Annotated in this window: 10 protein-coding genes; 2 read left to right on the top strand and 8 right to left on the bottom strand. The window is 56.5% G+C overall.

The genetic code is table 11. The features are described from left to right. Nucleotides 1-7: 7 nt before the first annotated feature. Nucleotides 8-1,777: a bifunctional isocitrate dehydrogenase kinase/phosphatase gene (aceK, locus tag BM123_RS11310; protein WP_175489339.1), complete on the bottom strand. Its 1,770-nt coding sequence runs from the start codon at nucleotides 1,775-1,777 to the stop codon at nucleotides 8-10. Between the two features lie 61 nt (nucleotides 1,778-1,838). Beyond that, nucleotides 1,839-3,371: a sulfatase-like hydrolase/transferase gene (locus tag BM123_RS11315; RefSeq protein WP_090168413.1), complete on the bottom strand. Its 1,533-nt coding sequence runs from the start codon at nucleotides 3,369-3,371 to the stop codon at nucleotides 1,839-1,841. Between the two features lie 192 nt (nucleotides 3,372-3,563). Between BM123_RS11315 and BM123_RS11320 the strand changes: the two genes are divergently transcribed. Continuing rightward, nucleotides 3,564-4,919, top strand: a complete 1,356-nt coding sequence (locus tag BM123_RS11320) for an aminotransferase class I/II-fold pyridoxal phosphate-dependent enzyme (protein WP_090168417.1) — start codon at nucleotides 3,564-3,566, stop codon at nucleotides 4,917-4,919. 35 nt (nucleotides 4,920-4,954) lie between these two features. On the opposite strand, the gene BM123_RS11325 is transcribed toward BM123_RS11320, so the two are convergent. The 5 genes from BM123_RS11325 to BM123_RS11345 all read right to left on the bottom strand — a co-directional run bounded on the left by BM123_RS11325 (nucleotide 4,955) and on the right by BM123_RS11345 (nucleotide 18,745). Further along, the gene (locus BM123_RS11325) at nucleotides 4,955-13,552 is read right to left on the bottom strand and encodes a SpvB/TcaC N-terminal domain-containing protein (RefSeq protein WP_090168420.1); all 8,598 of its coding nucleotides are present in this window, start codon (nucleotides 13,550-13,552) and stop codon (nucleotides 4,955-4,957) included. A gap of 36 nt (nucleotides 13,553-13,588) precedes the next feature. Then, nucleotides 13,589-14,911, bottom strand: coding sequence for a cupredoxin domain-containing protein (locus BM123_RS11330; protein ID WP_139211851.1), 1,323 nt, complete (start codon nucleotides 14,909-14,911; stop codon nucleotides 13,589-13,591). Nucleotides 14,912-14,913: 2 nt separating this feature from the next. Next, the gene (locus tag BM123_RS11335) at nucleotides 14,914-15,615 is read right to left on the bottom strand and encodes a porin family protein (RefSeq protein WP_090168426.1); all 702 of its coding nucleotides are present in this window, start codon (nucleotides 15,613-15,615) and stop codon (nucleotides 14,914-14,916) included. A gap of 310 nt (nucleotides 15,616-15,925) precedes the next feature. Then, complete coding sequence (locus BM123_RS11340; RefSeq protein ID WP_090168428.1) at nucleotides 15,926-16,672, bottom strand: LamG domain-containing protein; 747 nt, start codon at nucleotides 16,670-16,672, stop codon at nucleotides 15,926-15,928. 204 nt (nucleotides 16,673-16,876) lie between these two features. Beyond that, nucleotides 16,877-18,745, bottom strand: coding sequence for a tetratricopeptide repeat protein (locus tag BM123_RS11345; RefSeq protein WP_090168430.1), 1,869 nt, complete (start codon nucleotides 18,743-18,745; stop codon nucleotides 16,877-16,879). 108 nt (nucleotides 18,746-18,853) lie between these two features. On the opposite strand from BM123_RS11345, the gene BM123_RS11350 reads away from it, so the two are divergent. After that, nucleotides 18,854-19,345: a hypothetical protein gene (locus BM123_RS11350; RefSeq protein WP_139211852.1), complete on the top strand. Its 492-nt coding sequence runs from the start codon at nucleotides 18,854-18,856 to the stop codon at nucleotides 19,343-19,345. A 288-nt stretch (nucleotides 19,346-19,633) separates the two neighbouring features. Here the strand turns inward: BM123_RS11350 and BM123_RS11355 are convergent, their stop codons facing one another. Beyond that, nucleotides 19,634-20,866, bottom strand: a complete 1,233-nt coding sequence (locus BM123_RS11355) for an ABC transporter permease (RefSeq protein WP_090168434.1) — start codon at nucleotides 20,864-20,866, stop codon at nucleotides 19,634-19,636. Nucleotides 20,867-20,986: the final 120 nt, after the last annotated feature.

Genomic DNA, 20,986 nt, shown 5'->3' on the forward strand with positions numbered 1-20,986 from the left:
AGGGTCTTTATTGCAAAAACCGGTGCCCTGTCCGATAGGGGAAAACATCCATTATCTCACCGGCCAGGAGCCGTTGCTTAACGTCGTTCCAGAAGTTGGCGTCGAAGATATCACCATGCTTTTCACGCAGGTAATTGAGGTTGGCGCCCGCCCGCATGAGGAAACCGGGGAATTCTTCCGGGAAGATGTCGTTGGGCCGAACGGTGTACCAGGGGGTGCTGGCCATTTCCTGCTCGTAAGTCTTTGCTTCGGGAATGAAGCGGAAGTTGCAATCGGTTACCAGTTCGATTTCGTCATAATCATAGAAGACCACTCTTTTGACGCGGGTAACGCCAAAGTTTTTGAGCAGCAGATCTCCGGGGAAGATGTTGGCGGCGGCGAGTTGCTTGATGGCCCGGCCGTAGTCGCGCAGGGCCTTTCGGCACATCTCCTCGTTGGCATTTTCCAGGAAGATGTTAAGCGGCGTCATTTTTTTCTCTACGTAGACGTGGGAGATAAGCACAGAGTCATCCGTAATTTCTACTTTGGAAGGGGCGGTGGAGCGGAGTTCTTCCAAACACTCCGGGTCGAAGCGGTCAAGGGGTAGCGAGAGTTTCTCGAAGAGGTAGCTGTCCGCCATCCGGCCTACGCGGTCGTGGCGTTTTACGAGGTCGTATTTGGCCTTTACGATGGCAGGTGTAACCTGCTTTGGCGGAGCGAACTTATCCCGGATGATCTTAAAAACCATGTTTAGCGACGGCATAGTAAAGACATACATCACCATGCCGGCGATGCCGGGAGCCGTGACGAAGGGCTCCGCACCCTGCTCCAAACCGTTGCCCTGCACCTGCGGCCGCGCCCCCTTTGCCGTCTTCCTAAAGTGCCGTCTGAGCTCCCGGTAAAAGACGGTTTTTCCGTGTTTTTCGAAGCCGATGGCGTTATATAATTCACTGATCGCTTTTGTGGGCATAAAGGTTTGCAGGAAGTCGACCATATCGCTGGGCACCGTAATATCGGCCAGAAAATAAGAACGGTGGTAGCTGAAAATGGACGTTACCTGATCGCTTTCCAGCAGTAAGGCATCGATAAGGATTCCACGGCCATCAGGATGCAGCACGGGCAGAATAAAGGGGTGAACCCGGCCATTTTTCAAGAAGCGACCAACGATGTAAGCCGATTTATTGCGGTAAAAAACAGAAGTGAGTACCTCCAGCCGGTCCGTAGGGGAACGCCCGCCCCACTCATCGAGCCGTTGTTGCCAGCGTTCCGCAACGAGATGAATGTCACGCTCCTTATCGTCCCATGCTGCATCAAAGGGGAAATGCCGTAGCATATCCGACACCAGATCTTCGAGGCGGAAGGTCCCGATAGTATAGCCTACACTAATCTTTGAAGTTTCCCGGTTTTCCCGGTAGGAACCCGTACGGGAAACGAACATCAGGCCGGGGTCAGCGCCAACCTGGTGAAAGTGGCGATAGACGGAGTTGTAGAAAGTCTCCGCAATGTTGCGGGTGTTGAAGTCGACGATGTCTTCGGAAAAAGCCCCTTTAACTTTTTGCCAGAAATCCGGCTCCGTATTCATGCCCGCCAGTACCTCAACGACGGACTCGGTAGTGTTGCCAACGATGTCCCGGTAGAGTTCAATTCTGCCCCGGGCGTCGGCCTGGGTGCCGTGCCAGTCTTGCCGTTCAAAGCGAATTCTGGCCCGCTTCGTGATCAGTTTGAAGCGGTAATAATAGTCCATGTATCCCATCAAAATTCGTTGGGCTACGTCGAAGTGTTGCAGGCTGGAAAACATAGGAGAAAGATAGTAATGATAGTTGGGTCGTGGGGGACAATTTGATGGTGCCCACACAGCGTCATTGATAGTCTTCCCATTGTAATTCCAGCTCATCCCCCATCATTTCCTGCATTGCCCGTAGGTCGGCGAAGAGAGCCCTGACCCGATCGGCCTGTGCGGGCTCAGCGGCGAGGTTGTTCATTTCTTCGGGGTCTTTACTGAGGTCGAAGAGCTTTATGGCGGGTACTTTGGGGTAAAGAAGCAGTTTGTAGCCGTCTTTACGGATGCCTCGTTGGAAATCGACATAAGCCAGATAAACACCATCCATCTTGCCGGCATCGGGCTCTTCCAGCAGGGGAAGGAGAGAGTTGAATTCGACGTAATCGGGCTTTTCCACGCCCGCAAGCTCCAGGGTAGTGGGCATGACATCCTGAAGATAGACGTCAGTGCTGATCCGTTTCCCGGCCGGGATGCCCGGGCCGGCGAGTACCAGGGGTACCCGGACGCTATGGTCGTAGAGACTCTGTTTGCCAATCAGGCCATGGCGGCCCATGGCAAGGCCATGGTCAGCGGTGAAAATAATGACGGTATTATCTGCTTTACCGCTCGCTTCCAGGGCGTCGAGGATGCGCCCGATCTGAGCATCAAGATGGGTAATGATGGCGTAGTATTCCTGTTTGTGTTTCCGAACCGCCAGTTCGGTGCGGGGGTAGGGGGCGAGCGCTTCGTCGCGGAGGTCTTGTCCGTTCCCCATCAGTTCTTTATCCGGATAGAGGGGCTGGAAGCTGTTGGGAATACTAAGCTCACCGGGGGTGTACATCTCTACATATTCCGGAGGAGCCTGCCGGGGATCATGGGGCGCGTTGAAGGCCAGGTACATGAAGAAGGGGCGATCGTCGCTTTTGGCACGTTGAAGATAGTCGATGCCGTCATCGGCGAGGACCTCACTCCAGTGTTTGCCGTCGGTCCAGAAGCCGCCGTGCTGCTTGTCGGTGGGGTCCCAGCTGTTGTCGTTTTCGTTGAGGGGGCGATTGTAGCCGGGAGGCTGGAGGGCGAGGACGGAGTCAAGCGGCGGGCTACCGCCGTGGCGTTTGTAGAGGGCGACCATTTTGTGGTGCTGCCACCCGTCGGGTGGCATGCCGGGGCGGATGTGGCGGACGGTTTCGAAGAGGGCTTCAGCGGGCGCATTGACGTGCCACTTGCCGCTCATGTAAGTGGCGTACCCTGCCTGACGGAGCAGGCGGGCCCAGCTTTGATGATAGCGGGTGGTGTCTCCCGTCCGGTAGTGATCACTGAGCTCATTGGCCCGCCAGACCGAGCGGCCGGAATTGATCATGGCCCGGCTGGCCATGCAAATAGCGCCATTCCATCCTCCCATATTATAGGTGTGGGTGAAGCTGGTCCCTCTGGCTACGAGCCGGTCAATGTTAGGTGTACGAATTTCTTCGTTGCCGAGAGCGGCGATGGAGGTATAAGTCTGATCGTCGGTGAAAAGGAAGAGGACATTGGGTGGCGCATCGTTGCCAGAGGCGGTTTCAGGCGAGCCCGTGCAGGAGGCCAGCAAAAGGAGTAATAACAGGGCGCTTACCGCAGGTGCAAGGGAAGTTCTCATGGTAAGCAATGTAAGCAGAACGACCAGGAAAGGAAAGCCTGCCAGGCACCATAGCTTCTTTCTATACCGTCGGAACCGGGCTTTTAATCATTTGTGGTGCATTTGTAAATCAGTCCTTGAACAGCCTTATTGCCCTATGGCAGTGTGAATGCCGTTGAGCCGAACTACATTTACGGCCCATAACCTTCTAGAATGCTCCTGTCCAAGCGCGGTAAGCGCGCCATCAACCAACCCCTCCGTGCCGATCTTGACCTCTTCTACGAAGCCATGGAAAACCGTTACGACGAGAGCGAAAACCCCGATGGTGTATTTACTCTTTGCATTGCAGAAAATATTCTCAACTGGAAGGAGATGGAAGCTAAGCTGCGGGAGGTGGCCGCAGGCCCGATCCCCGACTGGGTGCCAAGCTACACGGCCATCCTGGGCGCGCCACCGCTGCGGGAAGCTGCCGCTGGTCTCTTAAAGCGTTTCCTCGCTGGTGTGGATCTTGACGCGGAGCGCCTCGCCATCGCCGCCGGAGCCGCGGCGGTCATCGAAATGTGCGCCCTGCTGCTGGGCGACCCCGGAGACGTCGTCGTCATTCCCGGCCCGGCGTACATGGCTTATACCCCGGACATCGCCAATAAGGCAGAGCTTGAGCGCTACGACCTGTTTCACCTTGCGCCTTCAACCGCCTCTGCATCCGGCGGCCCCGCGCTCCGTAAACAAGACGCGAACAGCGCCAACTACGCCTTCCCAACTTACTACGAACTGACGACCGACGACCTCGACCGGGCCCATGCTGAATTGGGAGACCGCTTCCGCGTCCTGCTGCTTACCCAGCCCAATAATCCGACGGGGCAGGTCTATACGGAGCAGCAAATAGCCGATTTCAGCAACTGGTGTGTCGAGCGGGAAATTCACCTTGTCTTTAATGAAATCTACGCACTATCCATGATCGACCAGGATCACGACGATCTGATCGATGACTATGGCGAACGCCGATGGTTTACTTCCTCCCTCCGCTGGCTGGAGCAGCAAAAGAGCCCTTACCTGCATTGGTGGTATGCGATTTCCAAAGACTTCGGCTTGTCCGGCTTACGCCTCGGCATGGCCTACACCTACAACGAAGATTTGCTGAAGGCCTGGAGTAATTATGGGTCCACTTCCATGACCTCCAACCACACACAGTGGATGATGGCCGAAATTTTTACGGACCTGGACTGGGTGGCCGCCTTCGTTAGAGCGAACACGCAGCGATTGTCAGATAGCTACGCAACGGTCATTCAGGTGCTCCGGAAGCATGACATTGCCTACGCCCGGGCCATGGGCAGCCTCTTTGTCTGGCTTGACCTGTCGGCCTTTCTGACTGCCGATACCGAGGAGGCCGAACTGGCATTGTGGCGTGAAGTCTATGATAAGACGGGGATCCTGCTCACTTCGCCAGTCGGGATGGGCAGCCCCCAACGCGGCTGGCTAAGAATGGTCTATTCCTGTGTCTCGCTGGCCGAACTGGGGGTGGCAATGGCGCGGTTTGATCATTGGCTAGGCCTTCGTCCGGGCAACTAAAGATACTGGAGTCTTGCGGGCGCGGAAGGCCGGCGTTACCGACGCTGAGCGTGGCGCACCGGGCGGCGCTTCAGCGCCGCATGCCAGCCCCAACGCTTCCGGGGATCGATCCCCGTCCGCCCGCCCGCCAGCGGCGGGCCAGCGTACCGACGGCCGTTCCGGCGATTCTGCCTGCGGGTGTGGGAGGTGCCCGTCCGTCCGGAGACTGATCGGTGGTTCATCCGCCGCCAGTGCCGGTCTTTTGAGGTGCTAGGGTCCTCTGGTCCGTAGAACAACTCATCATGCGGCAGGCCGGTGGCGACGATGCTGATCTCTCCTGTTCGTGGATCGTATTTACGGATTTGCCCTTTGGGGTTAGCTACGTAGCCAGGCCGACGGTCACGGTCGTTGCCATCCAGATCGGTGTCGGAGTGCTCCAGATAGCCGTCAGAGTTGGGCTCCATCCGGCTGTGGGTGTGGATGTCAGCGACCACCTTTCCAAAGCGCTTGGGTTCCGGTAGGGAAACGCCGCTATCATCCAGATCCGTCACCGGGTCATCGTAGAAGTATACGTCCTGCCCGTTAAGACGCTGTTTGTAGATCAGGGTGCCGAACTCGTAGTTGTGGAAGATGGACCGTTCATTGTAGATGCGGGAGAAATCAATGGCGGCCGCCAAGGGGCTGGAAAACATATCAAAGGCTTCCCGTCCGTCAGGGTCGGTAAAGCGGAGTGGATTGTGCAGTCCGAAGGCATAGGGGTTGTGCCCGGGAAACTCATCGGCCAACGGATCCATACTCAACCATCGCCCCGTTTCCGGCTCCAGGTAACGGGCACCAAAGTAGTTCAGGCCGGAGGCGGAGTCTTCTTCTTTACCATTGAAGTTATAGTCCAGCGGCGGGGCTTTTACCGTCTGTCGGGTCAATACTTCACCGGAAGGAAGATAGGCCCGGTAGGCTGCCGGCTTCCCACGCTGGTCGGTTATCCAGCAAACATTGCCCAGCTGGTCTCCGTGGTAGTAAGAAGCCACCACCTCCGGAAAGACCCCGTAGCCTTCATACCCATATCCGGCGCCGATGCTGTCGCGTTCCGGCGGACTGGCGTACCAGGTCGGCGGGCCGGGAGGGCCCGCGGTATCCGGCGGGCCACCGGGGCCGGGAACGCCAAAGCCTGGCTGTGAGCCGAAAATACCTCCTTCGCTGGTTGGCAGCGGATCTCCCGTAACCCCCGGTTGACCGTAGTAGCCGGGCAGGGTAGGTGGGCCGGGGGGCAGACCCAATGCAACATAATAGTTCCAGACCGTTCGCGTCAGATCATCCATCCGGGCGGTATAATTCAAATCACCCGCCGTCAGCCCTCCGGCATACCAGTAAGTATTATTGAACTCACCCGTCCCCTCTTTGGTCATTATCCGCTGGTCTCCGATAAAGTAGTGCTTCGTGAAGCTACTCTCCGTAAAGGTGAAAAAGGGAGAAACGTAGGCGACGTAATTACCGGAATGACTGATGAAGCCCGCCGGGGCACCGTCCGTAAATACCCCCTTCATCGCTCCCTGGCTTTGGATGGCCCGCTCGCCGTCCGCAGAATAGGTATATCGGCTAATCGTACCATTGTCGCTAAATTCCATCATGCGGTTTTCTTCATCCCAGCGGGCCTGTTGGTAGCGGTAGCTCCCGGCTTCACCCTGATAGCCAAGCAAATTGCCATTGGCGTCATAATCATAGGCTCTGCCGCCGAGTTCCTGGATGCGATGCGGGAATGCGGGGTCCGGGCTAAGGCGCTGATCAAAGCTGTTCAGCAGGTCCGGCTCTCCGTTTTTCTGCCGGGCTAACTCCCGCCGGCTTTGATTGTACAAATCGTCGTGATCAATAAAATAGCTGAAGCTTTCTTCCCCGTCAGCCAGCTGGTAGCTGCCCGTTGCCTCCGTTAACCGGTGCAGTGGGTCGTAAGCGAACTGCTGCCGGTGACTGCCTCCAAGCCCCTCAATGGAGGCAACGCTTTGTTCACTGGTTTCCAGGTTGCCAACTACATCGTAGGTCAGGCTCAGATCCTGCAGGGGCGAGCCATCCGTACGCACGCTAAGCCTGGACGGCCGCTGGCTTAAGGGATCAAAAGTGATGGTTTCTTCACTGTCATTTCCCAGTGTTTTACCCACCATTCTACCGAAGGCATCGTACTGGATGTGCTTGAGGTAGTCATAGGTATTGCCGTCTTTTTCTCCCCGCATACTGCTAAGTTTACCGGCAGCATTGTAGCCATAGTTGACCCATTCTCCGTCGGGATAAGCCATGGCGGTCTCCCGCCCCCAACTGTCATAGATAATTTCACTAACGAAGGTTCGGGCCGTTGATTCATTGATCAGCATCGTACGGATGGTCTTGCGCAGCATCCCGTGTTCGTCGTAGAAATACTCCTCACCGCCACTGGCATCCTGTCGTAACACAATTCGGCCAGCCCGGTTAAATCGGGCGCTTGGCGCCCCGTAGCTGAACTCCGTCTTGTTTTGAAAATTGATGGGATAGGTGATGCGCCTTAGCCTTTCGTGGTCATAGTCGTACTCAATAAAGCCGTCGTTTCCGAGAATTTCCCGGAGGTTGGGTGTTTGCTTACGGACGAGGTTGTCCGAAAGGTCATAGACCAGGTCCGTGCGGCCGCCGTCGGCGGGGGTGCTGGCGATGCGCCTGCCCAGACGGTCGTATTCATAGCTGCTCACAAAGCCCCCGGCATCCGTCACGGACAGCAGTTCACTAAGCGTGTTGTAGGTGAAAAGGGTCGTGATGGAGGTCGTGTCTGCTTCCCGGATGAAAGCCTGACGACGACCGCGCTCATCCATCAGTGTTGTTTCACTAAAGCCAAGGGCGTCCGTCATTTTTTCCTGGAAGCGTAGTTTACCCGCCGGGTCGGTGGCGAAGCCATATTCCATCGTGCTGCCGGAGTTGTCAGGCATGCGAAGCGTTGTTACCCGATCCAGTACATCGAAGGACGAAGTGGCTTTGGGCGCAGACGCAGGTGCAGTGGAAAAACCAAAGACAGCGGTGTTTCTGGCCCGGGGATAGCCCTCCGTTACTGGTCGATCAAAGGAATCGTACCCTACTTCTCCGGTTACAACGAGTCGCTCAGCATTGTCAATTACCTCAAGGTGCTGCTGCTGAATCATCCGGCCAAGACCATCCAGCACTGTGTAACTCGGTACCGCCGACTCCGTCAGCGGATCAAAGCGTTCCGTCATCGCGTAGGGTGGGGTAGCCCCTTCGAAATAGCGGTACCGAAAACTGTAAACGGAATCTTTGGGCAGCTTGATTTTCTCCACCCGACCGTGAGCATCCAGCTTGTACTTCATGCTGTGGCCATTAATGTCGGTCTCCATCAGCATTTGCCCGTAGGAAAATTCATACTCCGCCGTTGAAGAGTAGCCGTAGCTGTCTTCTGTCCTGATGGCAAATAGGTGCTCCACCGAGTCGATGGTATACGTGTAGGTCATCCGTTCCCCGGCCTCGTTGGCCGGCCGGCTGGCCGTCAGTACGTTCGACCATTCATCATAAGTGAAGTCATGCACGGCCACCGTGTTTTCGGCCAGGAACTTTCTTAACTGCATTACATTACCTCGACCGTCAATATCCGTCTCACTGTGCCGGAGCAGTTCCCCGCCCCCATAAATTTTGATCGACTGCGGCTGCCCGGCCAGATAAGTGGCGCCGAAGGGATGATAGACGTAATCCGTACGGAGTTCATCTTCCGGCGTACCGTCGCCGTATTCTATTCTGCTCAGTACGTTGCCAAGGCTGTCGTAGAGGAATGCCGTCCGGCGGCTCAATGCCACCGTAGGGCCACCCTCATAAAAGTTCTCCGTTCTCTCCATTAACAGCGGTAGTGCTCGACCCTGGTCACTGGCCAGCAGGTTGAGTGGTAGCTCGGTCTGCGTCTCGGGGTTGGTGATCAGGTAGGTGAAGACGGTCTCCCGGTAGCGATTTCCGTCAGCATCTTCCGTGTATTGCCGTTGCGGCAAGCCCCGGTTGTAGTAGTTCGCATTGCTGTATTCAATGACGGTCTTCCGGTAAGGAACGTCACCATTTTCCGTATCCAGCTCTTCGTCGATGGTCTTGCCAAAGCCCAGGAACTCCCGCTCGTGACGGTCATGGGCGGGCGATTCGTAGTGGTGCCGGGTCTTACGCCAGCGGGGTCCGTCTCCGTCAACGCCGTCGTTTAGCCGGCTCTCCTCCAGTAGCCACTTCGGGAAGGGCAGGCCGTAATCATTGCCCGCCGCCACGTAGTCCATTTCAATGGTTGCCCCTAGCGGGCGACGTACCTCCCGCAGCAAATTCGTCTTACCGATGGTGGAACGACGAACCTTCAGTTCATTGTCTGTTGTGGAATGTATTTCGTCCAGGAAGCCATCTCCGTCAATGTCGTTAAACTGACTCAGCACCCGGCTAACGCCCCGGCCTGCCGATCCACTTGGGTTTACACACAGGCGGATGAAAAAGATCGGGATGCAAACCGTGAAGGCGAAGTTGAGGGACTCCGCCGTCGCGTCACCTTTGTCAAAGTTCTGGTCCAGCCGCGCCCAGTCGATGTAATTGCTGAAGCCGGAGCCGTGGTTGAGGGCTACGCGGAGCATCCGCGTGTCGGGGTCGTAACTCAGGGCATCAGCCAGGCCGTCGCCGTTGACGTCCTGCAGGGCGGCGGAGCTGTAGTTGTCCGTTCGCGTGATCGCGAAGCCGGCCGCGAAGGAGTTGTTGCTGATATTGATGCCGCCGCCGGCGCCAAAGTCCTGGCTTTGCCCCCGCCGGATATCGGCGAATCCCCAGTTCTCGCGCGCCCCGAAGCGGTAGCCGTAGTTGAAGGCTACGTCGCCGTTGTCCCAGACTTTGTCCGTCAGACCATCGCCGTTCACGTCGAGCCAGCTGTGCTCGGTGTAGTCATTGTCTACGGAAAAGGACAGGCTGATGGATCCACCGGCTTCGGCGGACTCGTTGGCCGACTGCGCCTTAGCGCCCTGGTTTTTGCTCACTGCTTTGGCTTTGCGGAATCGCTTGCGACTGCCTTTACCGCTGCCGTCTCCGGAGTTGGTCGGGCTTGAGTCAACGAACTTACCGCCGGCCGTGCCGCCCACCGCGCGGCTGTGCGCAACGTGGTTGCCGAAGCCGTGGGTAGTAGAACGGTCGCTCAATCCTCCGTATACGGTGGTGTACTGGGCGCGGGTTGGCGTCACCAGATCTGGGTAACGATCACCGTTGAGGTCCATCACTTCCAGCAGGTTGGTGGTGGTGTTTTCGGCAATGGAACCGGCCAGGCTGGCGGGGCCGAAGCCGGCACCCGCAGCTACGGCTTCGATTTTAGCGATGCTGGTCAGTGGCGGCGCGGAGCCGCCGGTGCCGAGGTCGGGTGTCAGGATGACGTCGTCTTCGCCCAGACGGGAGCTGCTCAGGTAATCGCGGCCCACCAGGGTCAGGTCGTCGTAGCCCCGCCAGCTTGCTTCTTTGGGGTCAGCCACCATCACGATGAACTGTTCCCTGGTCGGGTCATCGGCCAGGTCTTCGAAGTCGCTGAAGTCCGGGTTGTCCGGGTCAATCTCGATGTCCTCAATGTCCTCCTCGTTGATGTCGGGGTCTGGGAGCCGGAGCAAGAGATCCTGAATGGGGAGTGCGCCAGCTCCGTCGGCACCCCGGTAAACAAACTGCCCCCAACCACGAAACTGCGGCCCGAAGATCATCTCGTCGCTTGTTCGTTTGCGGTGCACGCCCAGGGTGACGGGTACATTGTTTCCGTTACGGCTCAGGCTGAATACACTGCTGTTTAGTTCTGCCTCCAGGGCGGCTGGGCCGAAGACCTCGATCCAGACGCTGTCTCCCGGCTCCACGGCAAAGCCTCCATCCCAGTCCACTGCACCTGCGATTGCGCCCCCTAGTGCCAGCAAGGTGTCCCGCTGTAAATAGGTGGTGTCCCGGCCACGAACGGCCAGGGAGAAGTCCTGAAAATCAACGGTCAGCATCCCGTTAAAGCCATAGTTGAGGTTGTAGGTATACCGGAAAGAGTCTGCCGCCGGCCGCCAGACGCGGGGCTGCTGCAGAAGTTTCGTCCGCATGGTGTAATCGATGGCCGGGCAGTAGCTGTAGACGGGCTCTCCCTCGTCGTTAATGACGGAAGTGCCATCGTCGGCGCTCACATACGTCAGTAGCGGTGTCCACTTCGGTGCCGTCCAGTCGACCGAAGCGTAGGACCGCATGCGCAGTTGTATCTGATTGTCCTGCCCGACCGGGAAGTTCCGGAATTCAATCGGTTGATCTGTCACCACGCTGTCTGGTGCGTAGGTGTGGGTGAAAAGTACCTGGCCGTTGCGGAGGAGTTCGAGGTGCAGGCTGTCGCGCAAAGCGGGTTTGGTGAACGTTCCCGTCAGGTCCACCCGTCCGGCAATCGGCATGGCTACGGTCTGGCAACTGGCCAGTAGGAAATCCTCGCCGGCGCGGTAACGGTAAAGCGGCAGTCCGTTTACGTCGGTTTCCGTCGGGTCTTGCCCGACGTAGGTGATCTCGGGGTCCCAGGCTACCCGGTCGAAAGCGCCGTCAAAAATGGAATGCACGCGAAAGTAAATCCGCTGGCCGGCAACGACGTTGATGGCATTGACGCCCGTTGGTGTTCTCGGGGCATAGTCGTTCGCCGGGATGTTTGCCTCGTAAAGGCGTTGCCCACTGATGAAGGACTGGGGCGTCTCGATGCTCACGCGAAGGCCGTCTTCCCGTTCGTATTCATCAATGCCGCTTTGGGCCACCAGGCGGATGTCTCCGCTAATGCGAACCGTGCCGGTGAAAGGTGCTTCCCAGCTGCGCACGACGTCGTGCAGGGGCGTAGCGTCAATCAAGGCCTGTTGCTCTGCGGGGTCAACGGTCACCAGGTCGCCGTCGGGCGCGGCACCGCTGATGATGGGACTCGGCGTATCGCCACTGCTGAGCGTGAAGGTCGGGTCGCCGTTACCGTTCAGGCGGTTAAAGTAAATCTTGCCTTTGTGGAGTATGTCAACGAGGTCATCCCCGTTGAAATCGCTGAAGTAGGTCGTGGTGGACGTCCGCGCCGTTGTGTTCTCGTAGCCGGCGAAGAAGGGCGTGATGTTGGCCTCGAAACCGAAATTGGTTTCTGAAGTGGAGACGATGCTGAAGTCAGCGATACCGTTCACCGGGCGCACCGGCCCGAAGGTTGGCGAGCCCTCCCCGAAGAGGTTCTTACGCCAGACAAGTTCGCTGCCCCGGCGGAAGAGCTTGTCGGGCAGCAAATCGCCGTTGATGTCAACAAACGACAGCATCCCGTTCGCCTCGCTGGAGCCGGAACCGAAGGAGCCTCCCACGGTAAATTCCTTTGAGGCCAGTGGCCCGATGGGCCCAACGGTTGCTACCGCCCCCACCTGCTGGCTGGTGGATTTTGAGCCGCCCAGGGCCGAAATTTCCCCGGTAAAACCGGGAATGGGGTTAAGGATGTCTCCCTCAACATTATCCCGCCCGGCGTTCCAGGTCTCGGTGGGGCCGAAGGCGGAGAAGGCTCCGTCGGTTTCATCATAATAGTCGAAAGCGTGGCTGGCCAGTTCGCTGCCGTCGCTGCCAAATTCGGTGATGGAAGAGAGCAGGCTTTGCCGGAAGGCGCCGGTTTCATAGCCGAGCTCGTAGTGACGGATCATCTCTCCGCGATAGCTGATTTCGATGCGGCGTAGCAGGTCAGCCGTAACCATTTTGTAGCCGCCGGCGTAGTCGGCGCGCACGTCGGGCCGCCGGGCTTCGCCCAGCTGCCGGTCGCGGACAAAACGAATTTGGCAGGGACCTGCCTCATTGCCAAAACCGTTGAAGGTGATGTGGTCCGGATAGCGATTCGTGCCTATTTCGGGACTGCTTTCTCGGCCCTTGTCTGCCTGGGTCAGGTAGTGATAGTCGATCCGGTTGCCGTGTACGTCAGTGGAGCGGACGAGCGCCCAACTGGCGATGTTGCCGGCAGCATCCCGGATATGGGCAGTGGGGATCAAACCATCGGGGTTGCCGCCGTAGTATTCCACGATGCCGTCGGGATACTGAATCTCCCACCAGTAGTTTTTCGGCGAGTTGCCGTGGCGGGTGATGCGTTGAAAGTCGGATTCTACCCTTGGGCTAAAGGTGACGTTGGCTGCGCGCGGCCGGCTTTCGCCCCGGTGGGCAACGGGAGCGAGCATGCTGCCTTCGAGCAGGTAGGTCTCCGTTTCCGTCGTAGCGTCAAAGCGGGGAACGCCCCAGCGGGTTTCCACGTCGATGGTGGGCAGGCTAAGGTCCCAGCCACGCCCCAGCCAGCCGTGAAGATGGTCGCTGGAATAGCCGATGCTCAGGTCCGGTGCGTGCTGTTTTCGGGCGGGGGGCAGTTTGATGGGGTAGTCGAGGTTCGCGCCGCCCATGGGGCTGGAGGTCGGGGCTTCGATGAGGGCGATACCGTCGGCAGGGTGAGCGGCCGGAGGCCGATCGTTTTCGGAGAGGATGCGATAGGTGGGGGCGGGAGTGCTGGGTGTTTGGGCGGAGAGGGTGAAGGAGAATAGGAGTAATAGGAAACCCCCTCCCCAACCCGTGCGCTTCGCGGCTGCCTTCGGCGGTCCCACGGGGGAGGGGCTTATTAAAACGCTAAGCGTTTTTCCAAATAAGATTTTACGCATGATTTTTGGATATGGTGTTGTTAAGGATGAAACGTGTTAATGGACGATTACACGAAGGGTGTGCTGAGGGGCTTTTCGACTCTTCAGGCGCGGACGCAGGTGCAGGGTGTAGGGACCGGGAGCGGGGAAGGTGAGTTCCGTCAGGTGGTGGCTGGCGGAGGGCAGGGTGGGGTGCTGGAAGACGAGTTTGCCGGAGGCGTCATAAGCCGTGATGACGAGGGCGGCGGCTTCGCGCAGCGCTACGCGCAGCTGGACGGGCTCGTTGCGGCTGACGGGGTTGGGACTCAGCTCAACGGAAGAGACGAAGTCTGTAGCAATGGTAGTCGCCTGCCGTTGGCAATTGTTGCATGCCAGCGCGAGCTGGAGGTAGGAGACGGTGTCCTCCGGAAAGTGAATACCCGAAAAGACGAGGGCTTTGCGACTGGCGGAGCTTGGGTGGAAGATGGCCTCTGAACCGTCCGCCTGCCGAAGGATTAGCTGCCAAAGCTCTCCTGGCTGCGCCCGGGCGAAGAGCTGTTGGGGACTAAACACCAGGGTTGTTGGCTTAGCCTCTCCCGTGGCCTGCACCCGCCAGCGGCGTTGCAGGCGCTGGGTTCCGTCAGGGGAGACATTGGGTTCTCTGGCGGTTGGTAAATCATCGTCGGCCAGTAGCAGGTAGGCAGTTTGGTGGGGAGCTTCCTCCCACTGTAGTTGTAACAGGTCCGGAGCAAGTACGGAGCTACCTTGTAATCGCTTCAGGTGGGACTGATCATCAAGCGCCAGGCCGGTAATACGGTGGCGGAAATCACGCTCGGCCGTTGCTGTCCATACCGGATAGGTGCCTCCTTCTGCTGCGGGCGCCAGGTAATTGGTGGGTTGATATTGATGGAGCGTCAGGCCGTGCCTGATGGCCAGATAAGACTCGGTCAGCTGGCGTTGGGCGGGGGAAAGGAGGTCGGGGTAGGAGAGATGCTCGAGGATGGTGGGAGCGTCCATTGCTTCATTAACCTGCACGGCACCTGCGTTAGCGCCCAAATCCACGTAGGTCCGTAGCAAAGCCGTTGAAGCTGCGGGGAATCTTACTTCCGTCGAGTCTGCTTTGTCGATAAGTCGGTGGGTCGTCAGCGAAACGGTTTCGTTGTGCCAAACGAGGGTTTCCGCCGCAGATAGGGGCGTGTAAACCGTGAAGAGGTAGCGCGCGGGAAGGCCAGTAGTGTCGGGGGGGAGGGGTTGGGCGTTGGCGAGGAGACTGGTGAGGAAGAGGATGCCGATACAAAGCCGGTAGCCTGCCGGACGCTCAAAGGACCGCAAAAACGCCGCTACGCGTCGTGTTGCGGACGCTTCGAGGTCCTTCGCTGGGGTTGATAGAAAGAAGTTCATACCTAAGGAAATTCGATCAGCCAGCCCAGCGTGATCTGAAAGCCGCTGCTCCGGTTGCTGTTCTCGATGAAGTTGAAGCCGTTGGCCCGGGTTTCCAGTACATCGCTGAGGCCAAGAATATATCTGGCCTCCAGCATCAGGCCGAAGTTGAAATCATAGCCCGCCTGAAAGAGCAGGTTGATGTCATTACTTCCGATGAGGACTTCCCGGAGGCTTTGCTGAATCTGCAGGTCCGGGCCTAACTCCGGCATGTTAGAGGTGTACTTTAACTGATCCGTCGCGACGTTGAAGGCCGCCTGCGCCCCAACACCGAAATTGATGCCGGCCGCAGGGTAAAGCTTGATGACGCCGCCCAGACTGACGTATTGATAACCGAAGCGGATAGAATACTCCAGGTCGCGGATGTCCGTATAGTTGAAGTCACTGCTCCGGCTACTGAACAGTATCTCTGGCTGCACCGCAAAGCGGGAATCATAGAACCGATGATATAAAGTGACCCCGCCGGTGAATCCGAGAGCGGGCACCATCTCAGTGGTGTAGGTCTCCGTCGGAAACACCTCAGGGATAATGGTGGTGCTGACATCCTGAATCTGGTGACGATTAACGCCAGCCTTGAAGCCATAGAACCAAACGTCGGACTCCGGCTGCGCGCCGAGCCAGGCTACCGGCAACAGCGCCAGTAGCAATAAGAAAAAGTTTTTCATATCGGGTTAAGGGATGAACCTTGATTGATTGGTGACGAAGATGGGCTCTTCGGGGGTGTTTTACCTAAAGGAGGGGGTGGACATCTACTGGACAGGGGGGAGGTAGTCTTGTAGTTTGGTGGTCTTGTAGGCTGCCGCACATTGTAGGCGGCCATGTGCTGTAGGCGGCACAAAAAGCTATACGGTATTTCTCCAATGCCTCCAAAATGCGGTAGACTACAAGACGACGAGACTACCAAATCAACCCTACGCCCCGTCCCAAATCATACCTTTCCGTTTGGGAGGGGCGCGGGTCAATCAAGGTTAAACCTTAGTGTGTGGCCAGCCAGGTGCGTTCTTCGGCAGTGAGCACCCGGTTGTAGATGCGGATATCGTCAACGGTGCCTTTGAGCAGGGGAACCAGGACATTACGGTTGAAAGTTCCGCCAATCAACATATCGGTATTGCGGTCATTGGGATGAGTTCTGAAAACGGTGGTGCCATCCAGTTCGCCGTTGAGCCAGACGGAGAAGTTGGAACCATCAAAAGAGGCAGCCACGTGGACGTACTCACCATAGGGGACGCTACTTCCTCCCGAAACAGACCAGGGAGCAACATTGCGGTAGGCTTGAATTTCTTCGTTAGCGTTTACTGCGAGGTACCAGCCAGCGGCAACGCCGCCATTGAATTTGGAAATGATTGTGTTACGCTGATCATCACCTCTATCCTCGAGCTTTACCCAGGCAGCCATGGTGTAAGTCGCTGCACCGCCGAAGCCAAAATCTGCGGGGTTCCCGTAATTGATCACGTCGTCAACGCCATCAAAGCGATAGGCTTCATTAGGGTTGCCATGTCGGTCACTGGTCAGGGTTGCTCCGGTAATGGTTCCTGCTATACCGTTGAGCGCAATGTCGTCAGCATTACCGGAGAAAGGGGTGTGGAAGATGAGGCCGGTGCGCAGGGAAATGGGTTCCGGATCAGGTTCCGGCATGGGGGTAATTGGGTCGTCGGATACGACGCAGCCGCTGGTGAAGAGTAAGAAGGCGGCGCAGACGCAGGTGCAAAGGAAGGTTTTCATAACAGCAGGTATTTGTGTTGAATTATTCAGCCCTTCCGATCATACCTGAACGGACGAACCCTGATTGTTCCACAAAACTCATGCGAAAGCCCCCCTGAAACTATTTTTGGGGCCGGACGTATGCCGGACATCCACCCTGTTCCGTACCGGACAAAAGCCGGACGCGTTTGCTTAAATTATTGATTACTAGTTGTATGTGTTGTTTTACAGCGAGCGGATATATCCATCCAATTCGCCTTCTCCTGCTGCGGGCAACTTCTTGCGTAGACGGTACTTAGCCTTGTAGAGGCTGTCTTGCGTTACACTTAGTATGGAGCCCACTTCCTGATTATTGAGCTGCATCTTGATCAGGGCTGCGAGCCGCAGCTCGCGGGGGGAGAGGGAGGCGTTGGCGGCAAGCTTTAGCCGCTCCTCAAAGTCTCCGTGTACTCCCTGGAAGTAAGTCCGGAAATTGGTCCAGTCCGTATCGATCCGTTCTTCGGAGTTTAACTCCCGAAGCATACCGTCGAGCTTTTTTCGGTCGTCGGGGCGTTCGCCCCGAATCTGTTGTAACTCTTCACCAAGTTGGTCCAGAAGTTGTCCCTTCTGTGCCATTTGCAGGGCGTGAGTGCTCAGCTCCTTTTGCTGATTCTTTACTTTAATGGCCAGCTGATCCTTTTCCAGTTGCTGTCGTTTCCCGCGTTGCTGGTAACTATAGCCCCCGGCAAACAGTAAGAATAATAAGGCAGCCAGACCGACACCCAGAGCAGTTTTCTGTAGCCGGTCCACTTCTGCCTGACTTTCCAACAAGGCCAGCTGGCTCTTCTGCTCACTGATGAGGCGATCTTTCTTTTCTTTCTCAAACAGTAGCGTGAGTTCGGCTAACTTATCCGATTGTTCCTTGCGGTAAAGGCTGTCCTGAAAACCCTGTCGTAAAACCATATAGTCGTAGGCCTTCTCATAGTCTCCGCGCTTGCGGGAAATGATGGCCAGCTGACCGTAGCCCTTGTGCGCTAATTCGAGCCGGCCTTGTTCCGTGACAATCTCGATGGCTTCTAGTCCATTGCGTCTGGCTTCCACCAGATTGTTCAGGTTCAGCTGTACACCGGAAAGGTAGGTAAGCACTTCTCCCCGAAGTCTCCGGTCTTCTTCTTTGCGAAGTAGTTTTTCCGCCCGGACGAATTGGTCTTCAGCTTTGGTATGATCTCCAACGGACCAGTAGACATTGCCCAGGATGTTCCGAATGTCGATCTCCAGGTCTCCCATGCCACCATTTTCAATGTAGGTGAGGCCACGCTCTCCGTATTGAATGGCATTCTCAAAATCACCAATGGCCTGGTAGCAAGTAGCCAGGTTTATCAGCGAAACGGTTGCGAAGTAATAGTCATGTGTCCGCTCGTAATACTTCAAGGACCGCAGGAAGTACTCCGCCGAAGTACCGTAATCATTCAGGGCTTGATAGGCAAAGGCAATCTCTTGCTCCGCATCCGCCATTCGGGCGCTGTCACCTGCTTCCCGGGCGAGCTCAAAAGCAGAACTGGCATATTTAACGGCCTCGGCCTCATCTCCTTGTTCCCGGGCAATGGTGGCTGTGAGCTTATTCACGGCACTGCGCTGGCGAAGGTGTTTGGGGTTGGTGAAGCAACTATCAGCCAGTAAGAGGTAGTGTTTTGCTGAGTCATACCGGCCGGCTCCCTGATGGATGATGGCCGTATTGAAAAGTAATACACCACTTTGCAGCAGATTGTCGGTTTGCCGGTAATAGGGTCGGGCAAGAGTGTAGTAATAGAGGGCGCTGTCGCTTTCGCCCATGTAATCCAGGTTGATGCCCAGCACCCGATTGCCGACGGCCGTCCACTCGTCGTTTTTAGTGATTTTCGCTTCCCGAATAATCTGTCGGGCAAAACCGACGGAGCTCAACAGGTCGTTATTCAGGGTAGTTAGCCAGAGCTGGCTAAGGGTGTTAAACCGCAGGCTATCCCCCACAGCATGAAGCTCCAAATCTGTGCGCAGGCTATCCATCACTTCCTGATCCTGCCCGGAAAGGTTGGTCACTGACCATAATAGCAACAGTAAAATCAGGCCTGAACGCATAGGTTTTGGATGGGATGAAAGGTTTTGACAAATATACAGGTAAGGATAAGAAGGGGGAATAAGGGTACGAAAGTGTGAACAGCTTTCTATCTTTGCCAGTCTATGCGAATGTCTACTTTACTTTTCTGCAGTTTAATTCTCCTCTTTGCTTGTGAGAATGCTTCCACCGACACTGACTCGGAGAAAATTGCCAAGCCCGATCTTTCTCAGGACATTTTGGGGACCTGGGAAACGATCGAAATTGAAGTCCATTCCCCCACCTACCAAGGAGTAGATACTACTGTTCATCAGACTATCCGGGAAGGAGACTGGGGCAAGTACTTCGGCGTAAGGCCCGCTCAAACGGTTTTTACACCCGATGGAAAGCTGGTGCGTACGCACCGGATGAAAAATGGTAAGGTAGCGGACATCGTCAACGGCCTCTGGAAAATTCAGGGAACCGATAGCCTGCTGGTCATTGAGCCCAATAAAACGCTATACTACAAACACGAGCTGGAGAACAATCTGCTAACATTGACGGGGATCGTTGACTGGGACTTCGACGGAGAGGAGGATGATGACTATCGGTCGGTGATGCGGTTGGTAAGTAAAACTCAGTAAGCGAAAACGCGCTGCGCTTGTCTTTAAGACAGCCGCTTCGCGCTTCTGCTTTTAGGGCATCAAGACGACGATAGGTGACTTATTCTCAAGGAATGAAAACTTATTGTACTCCGTAGAGACGTCCAGTTGTTTAACTCTTCGATGGTTGGGAAAACGATGAAAATGTTGCTTAGGAAGCCATAAAAGACAGTGTTCCCGGTCAATGTTTCATAAACGGAATACCGTCTTTCGTGTGCTCTCTGCCTGAAAAGGAGCGAACCGACTCTCTAAGAGGAAAGCGCGTTGCGTCTACTCGTAGCGCAGCGACTCAATCGGATCGAGCGCTGCCGCCCGCATGGCGGGGTACAGCCCGGAAAGGAGGCCGACTACCGTACAAACCACAAAGGCCATACTGATCCAAAGCCAGGGCACAATGAAGTTGCCTCCGGTAGCAATCGCCACACCGTTGCCTGCGGCAACTCCGAGAAGAATACCCAGGATACCGCCTAACTGGCAGATCACAATAGCTTCAATCAGGAACTGCAGGAGCACGTTGCGGCGGGTGGCTCCAAGGGCCTTGCGTACGCCGATTTCCCGGGTACGCTCCGTTACCGATACCAACATAATGTTCATTAACCCGATGGCCGCACCGAGCAGGGTCATTAGTCCGATACTGACGGCCGCCAGGCGAAGGGTGACGGTATTGTCTTTGATGATGCTAACGAGGTCGGAACTATTCTCCACCTCGAAGTCATTCTCCTGGCCGGCGCGCAGCCGCCGGACATTACGCATCGTTACCGTCGCCTCCGCCATCGCCGCTTCTACCCGCGTAGGGTCATCGATGGCAATGAGAATGTCGTAGCTCGTCCGGTTACTCCCATAGTAGCGTTTAGCGGTCTGTAGCGGGATGAGGACGCGGCGGTCCTGACTGGTATTCATACTGCTGCCACGGCTCTTCAGGGAACCTACTACGGTATATCGCAAGTTGCCTGCCGTGATCTCTTTGCCAAGAGCTGAAGACGCTTTCCCACCGAATAAATCTTCCACCAGGTCGTGTCCAATGATGGCAATATTACTTCCTTCGTTGACTTCGCGATCCGTGAAATTGCGGCCAAACTCAATGTCGTAGCCCTTACTGTTCAGATAATTCGTGGTCATCCCGAATAAGGCAACATTGGGGTTGGTCTCTTTTTCCCCGTGTTTCACCACGGTGGCACCCGTTGCGAAGAAGCTGATGCTGATGTCAGAAGGATAGTCGTAGCGTTCCAGGAACTCCGTCGCCTGATCGTAGGTAAAGGGAGCAGACCGGGTGCGTGGCCCCCGGTTTCCCCGCAAGGAAGTACTTACCCGATTGATCTCGATGGTATTGGCTCCCAGACTGGAGAGATTGGACGATAAGGAGTAGATCGCCGCGTCAATCGCCGTCAAAATACCGACCAGAGCCATGATGCCGACGGCAATGATCAACATCGTCAGCAAAGCCCGTAGCATGTTAGCGCGGATACTGCGGTAAGCGACCCGGAAGTTTTCAAGAGTTCCCATAACGGCTCAAATGTAAAGATTCATCGCCGGGTCAGGCCGGCTTTTCGACGAATGGACGGTGCTGGTCGTCGTTTGAGGGCTAAGCCGCTGGCCGGATCGAAGCGATAATGGAGGCCTCCG

The organism is Neolewinella agarilytica, from assembly GCF_900110645.1.
Lineage (GTDB): Bacteria > Bacteroidota > Bacteroidia > Chitinophagales > Saprospiraceae > Neolewinella > Neolewinella agarilytica.

Bases quoted from the DNA above. Each gene is read 5' to 3' on its own strand.
- aceK (WP_175489339.1), bottom strand. From the start codon at position 1,777: ATGTTTTCCAGCCTGCAACACTTCGACGTAGCCCAACGAATTTTGATG.
- BM123_RS11315 (WP_090168413.1), bottom strand. From the start codon at position 3,371: ATGAGAACTTCCCTTGCACCTGCGGTAAGCGCCCTGTTATTACTCCTT.
- BM123_RS11320 (WP_090168417.1), top strand. From the start codon at position 3,564: ATGCTCCTGTCCAAGCGCGGTAAGCGCGCCATCAACCAACCCCTCCGT.
- BM123_RS11325 (WP_090168420.1), bottom strand. From the start codon at position 13,552: ATGCGTAAAATCTTATTTGGAAAAACGCTTAGCGTTTTAATAAGCCCC.
- BM123_RS11330 (WP_139211851.1), bottom strand. From the start codon at position 14,911: ATGAACTTCTTTCTATCAACCCCAGCGAAGGACCTCGAAGCGTCCGCA.
- BM123_RS11335 (WP_090168426.1), bottom strand. From the start codon at position 15,615: ATGAAAAACTTTTTCTTATTGCTACTGGCGCTGTTGCCGGTAGCCTGG.
- BM123_RS11340 (WP_090168428.1), bottom strand. From the start codon at position 16,672: ATGAAAACCTTCCTTTGCACCTGCGTCTGCGCCGCCTTCTTACTCTTC.
- BM123_RS11345 (WP_090168430.1), bottom strand. From the start codon at position 18,745: ATGCGTTCAGGCCTGATTTTACTGTTGCTATTATGGTCAGTGACCAAC.
- BM123_RS11350 (WP_139211852.1), top strand. From the start codon at position 18,854: ATGTCTACTTTACTTTTCTGCAGTTTAATTCTCCTCTTTGCTTGTGAG.
- BM123_RS11355 (WP_090168434.1), bottom strand. From the start codon at position 20,866: ATGGGAACTCTTGAAAACTTCCGGGTCGCTTACCGCAGTATCCGCGCT.